Here is a 4856-nt window from a genome sequence, read left to right on the forward strand (position 1 = left end):
AAAAAAAAACGGCTGCACTCGAGTCGGGGGAACCGACCTCGTGCAACCTTAGGATACTGATATGATTCGTGCCTGAACAACTCGAATCATACCAAAAGTCCTCCATCTTGCGCAAATGCTTTATTTCGAAAATAGGTAAGTTCCCATTGACTCGAGTCAGTCGGGAAAGGACGTGCGAGATGGAGAATCCAAATACAGAACCTCCTCAAGAGGGTATGGTCTGGGTATGTTCGCCTTTTATTACTACTCGTAACGGCAAGCGTATTTACGCTTCGCATTACGGTAAAAAGGCATTCTGCTTCTGGGCTAAACCACGCAAAACTCGATAAGAGGCAGCCGACAAGCCGATCCGTTTTACGGGTCGGCTTTTGATTTTGAAATTCTATTTGAACGGCTACATCGTATCGATACGATGTAGCCGTTCGAGTGGAATCCACTTCTCTGATCCAGTGACCGCGAGGGAACGGGTCGGGGAAGAATGGTCTTGGGAGTGTCGATCCCGACAGGGATTGGCACTCCCTTTCTCGTGACCTGACACGAGAAACATCCCTTGATTTTTACCTCGTAGAGCCCGCCTCTTGCTTGCAAGAGTATAGCGGGCTATACTCTTTTTATTCAGAATGATCCCAGTACTCCCGAACTTCCTCTTCAACTTCTTTCTTGATTCCTTTTAATTTCTTGATTGTTTGGCTGAAACACGCAATCACTTCACGGTCTCGTTCAGTAAAAACCGTACCCTCAATGATCGTAACATTGGTAGAAAGAGCATCGAGTTCTCCCAGTGCATCATCAAGAACCTTAATGACATGAGAGTAATCTAAGGCATCCAGATCTTCCTTCACGCGAAGTTCATACACCCCACGAGCAACCTTTTTGATTCGGTCGTCTTTTTCGAATAGACGGTTTAAAACTCCCGTAAACAATGACTCTTCATCTTTGTGCGTTTTGCTCAACTCCTCGATGATGTCATTGCGAGTGAACTGAATTGATGATTGAGCACCTAGTTTCTCTTTCAAAATACCTTGTACCACTTGCTCCAAAAGAGCACTTCTACTCGGTTGCTTGTTTTCAGCCATAACGGCACCTCATTCCTGTTTGATATTTCTAATATAAGAAACTTATAGAAATTTGTCAACTGAAAAGAGAAATTTTTAGAAATTTTATTTAAAGGAGGATTTTCTATTGGCATTCGAATTCGCTTGGAACGCTCAAAAGAATCAAATGAGCGACGTCAAAGGCAAAGAGAAAGAACAAGAACGAGAAGGCAAAATCAAGAACCACATGATCGATCCAACCCGAACCCACCTCAACTACGATTTCGTGAAAAGTGAAGTAGGTCTCTATGAACGTACTAAAGAAAGACGGGACGAACTGAAAAAACAAGGCAGCCGTGTTCAGAAAAACTCGGTCGTCCTGTATTCCAACATCATCACGATCCCGAAAGAAGAAGCCGACAAGATGACGGACGAGGAGCATCAGAAATACTTCAAGAGTTGCTATGAATACTTCTGTGATCGGTACGGCAAAGAGAACGTGATGAGTGCCAAGGTGCATCTGGACGAGACGACGCCCCACATGCACCTTCACTTCATGCCCGTGAACAAAGAGAACGGCAAATTACAGGCAAGGACGGTAATGGGACCGAAAGCGTTGCGGGAGATTCACGACCAACTACCGAAGTTTCTCCACGAACGAGGGTTTGACGTGAAACGGGCGAGTGGCGAGAAGACGAAGATGAAACTCGACATTCATGAATTCAAGGCGCATCAAGACTTCAAGCGCCAAACGGAGCAACTTCGAGAAGAAGTCCAAGACTTGTCCGAAAAAGCGACTAAAGGCAAAGAGTACGTGATGAAGGCCAAGGACGTCCGTGACCAGTTGGACGAGCAGGTAGTCGAATACGAGACTCTACTCGGGAAGCAAAGAAAACAAATCGAAGTCGGTCAAAAGCAATTGGACTCTCTCTATGCAGAACTCGAGACGACAGAAGATTTCATCAGCAAAGAAATCAAATCGTTGAAAGGGCAGGCGGATCAGTACCGTTCGGAAATCCAAGAGACGGTCGATGCATTATCAGATCTTCGTCTAGTCGAGAGTTTCAACGAGAGCGCCAAGCCACAAAAACTATCGAGCAACCTGACAATCTCCCCTTCTTCTTTCGAGAACTTGAAGAAACAAGCCGAATTGTCGGTCCAACTACAAAAGGCGCTGCAGGCGAGCGAACGAGAAAAGAAACAACTCATGGATCGGAACAGGTATCTCGAGTCGCAGAACGATCGCATCCCGAATCTTCTGCAAGAGAATCGACGACTGGCGAGAGAGATTGAGTTTTTCAAGTCCGTATTAACCAAGTTGAAAGAAGCACTGGTCAATCAAAAGATGATTGCTCAAGATAAATTGGATAAATGGATTGGGTCTTTCAAGTCGAGAGCGACCTTCGAAATGAACGGATCAGTCGAACCAGAACTTGAGAACGAGAAGGAAAAAGAGGGGTTCGAATGGCATCGAGAGACATACGGGGCGAAGTACGAAGAGAAAAGTCGCGATATGGAGCGTTAAAACGTTCTGAGAGACGTCCTCGTGAGAAATAAAGGCAAAGACCCATGCATAGCCGGGAATGCCTGAAAAGGCGAATTTCGGGCCGTACATGGGTCTTTGCTACGAATACTAACTTTATAGGCAATTGACACATTAATTTCGCTTCAAGAATCGAGACTTTCTTGGAGCGAAATCGACACGATTTGGTCGAGCATGAGGACGAGCCCTTTCTTGATAAGAATCTTCCCTTTCGGGTCGGGCTGGAAGTAATCGAGTCGAATCAGCAGGTCGCCGATCGCCCGTTTCTCCGAAATCTCGGCTTCGAGCGTCTCAAAGTCGATGTTGGCAACCTCGTAGGTCGATCCGTTCGTCATTGAAATCCAAATTTCATCCATCATTTTCCCGCCTTTTGAGGGTCAAAAAGTTTGTGAATTCGGTCGATTTTTGTCCATTTTTCAGACTTTGGCTTGAGAGCGTCGCTAAGTTTGCGTGGAGTTTTTATTTCACGCAATCATCATGATTTAATGATCACTTTCGTGTTCTGGGCAAAACGCTTGTGATTCACCATAGTGATAGTATCGACTACAATCTGGACAAACCTGCATGCTAGAAGCACAGCTATCACAGATATACGCACCGTCCCAACGTTCTTCTAAATGATTGTACGTCGACAACGATCTACCGCAGTTCTCTGCACACTTCACAAAATGACTAGTATCTTTTGACAATCTAACCACTCTCCCTACTTTTATTTAACGGCTCAAATGCACCGTAACCCCTTCATCCCTCAAAGTAAATAGCTAAAATCATCCACTGACTACTCGATCCACGCTGCAATCTCTTCGGATTGCTACCGTGGATCTTTCAACGCCCTTCTTCGTTCCACTGAACGCACTTCGCTACGGCGTTTACGCCTTCGCTCGCTTGTCGGGGCACATGCGGAACACTTCGCCAGACTACGCTAGGCTCGTATTCCTCGTGCCACATACTAATTTGCATCGTCTACGTCTCGCCAATGTGGCAGGCATTTCCTCAAGTTTTCACTTGCATGGAGCGAGGGCAACATTCATCCTGAAGCGAAATGACGGAAACGGCGGACAGAAAATGCCTTCCTATCCGGCAAAATTCGACAACGTCGATTAGATTGCGGGATGGGAAGGAAGGCACGTCTGATTCGGGTTCATCCCTCGCTTCATGCTCGGTTTCCGTCGTATCAGCCCAATCTAATGCTAGGGTTTCCCCATGACCGTACTACACACTCAAACAAGCCCTTGCGGTTTCAACGCCCCCCGATGCCGTGCACCGGTTCATCAACTCGGTTGTATCGTCCTCCCCGTTCATAACGGGAAGTCCTGCCGTAGTGATTGGTTACGATTTTTAGCAGTCTACTTATGTACGATCCTTCACCCCCGTAGGGGTCTTGTCTTTCCTTCATTCAGCACTAAGGTAGCCCTCACCCTCCCTAACGTCCGATTGGGAAGACGTTAGGGATATGTAGGCACTCATGGTTCTCGGCATCGTTCCGATCTCCATGAGCCGTTGATTACGGGGCGCTCCCTCGACGTGTCGTGCACGTCCGCATAAGGCTCAACTCACCTTTGTCAGTGTTTTTGAGAGGTATCAGGCAATTCCTCTTATTCGATTAGTCCATAAACTCATCTTAAAAATGAGTTTATGGAAAACGAAAAAGACCGTTCAACTGGCGCTCTCCAGTCAAACGGTCTTTGTAGATAGGGCCCATACGCTTGTTTTTGCTTAAAAAACAGGTTAGTATGTACCTATAAACGTGCCCTCTGAGGTGTTCAGGGGGTACACCGTTTAACCAGTGTTAGCGCACTTGGTTAAACAAAAGTCATTCCTTTGATTCGTATCAGTAGTTGGTAGCTTCTGATATGGGGAGGAGTGGCTTTTTTTTCGTCCATGTTTAATTGTCTTAATATTAACAAAACAATCACCGTTGTGGAAAGTCTTTATTTTCCACAAAAACTTTTTTGGGCTGTTCGCTATTTTTTAGGCGAGTATCGTTTTATCATTATACATGTAGGGCGATCAGGGCGAAGGCGACAGCACCAATGGTTGAAAAGCCAACTTATGTTACAGTTGTGTTACATTTACCATGGAATCTATTGACAACGTTTCCTTATCACGCTATATATATTAATGAAGGGTAATCGATAAGCCTAGATGGGAGTTATGCATCAAGATTAATCGTTTCCTTCAACCGAATTCAAAAAAAAACGGCTGCACTCGAGTCGGGGGAACCGACCTCGTGCAACCTTAGGATACTGATATGATTCGTGCCTGAACAACTCGAATCA

The 4856-nt window shown here is 45.7% G+C and carries 3 protein-coding genes; 1 reads left to right on the forward strand and 2 read right to left on the reverse strand.

Annotation, left to right across the window (positions count from 1 at the left end; genetic code table 11):
• Positions 1-611: 611 nt before the first annotated feature.
• Entirely contained in the window at positions 612-1076 is a 465-nt protein-coding gene (locus KNO73_RS14775; protein WP_215112698.1) for a hypothetical protein, read from the reverse strand.
• A 106-nt stretch (positions 1077-1182) separates the two neighbouring features.
• Between KNO73_RS14775 and mobV the strand changes: the two genes are divergently transcribed.
• Entirely contained in the window at positions 1183-2559 is a 1377-nt protein-coding gene (gene mobV / locus KNO73_RS14780; protein ID WP_215112699.1) for a MobV family relaxase, read from the forward strand.
• 143 nt (positions 2560-2702) lie between these two features.
• On the opposite strand, the gene KNO73_RS14785 is transcribed toward mobV, so the two are convergent.
• Positions 2703-2933, reverse strand: a complete 231-nt coding sequence (locus tag KNO73_RS14785) for a hypothetical protein (protein WP_215112700.1) — start codon at positions 2931-2933, stop codon at positions 2703-2705.
• Between the last annotated feature and the right edge of the window lie 1923 nt (positions 2934-4856).

Origin of the sequence: Exiguobacterium sp. s83, from assembly GCF_018617095.1 — a bacterium.
GTDB classification, from domain to species: Bacteria; Bacillota; Bacilli; order Exiguobacteriales; family Exiguobacteriaceae; genus Exiguobacterium; species Exiguobacterium profundum.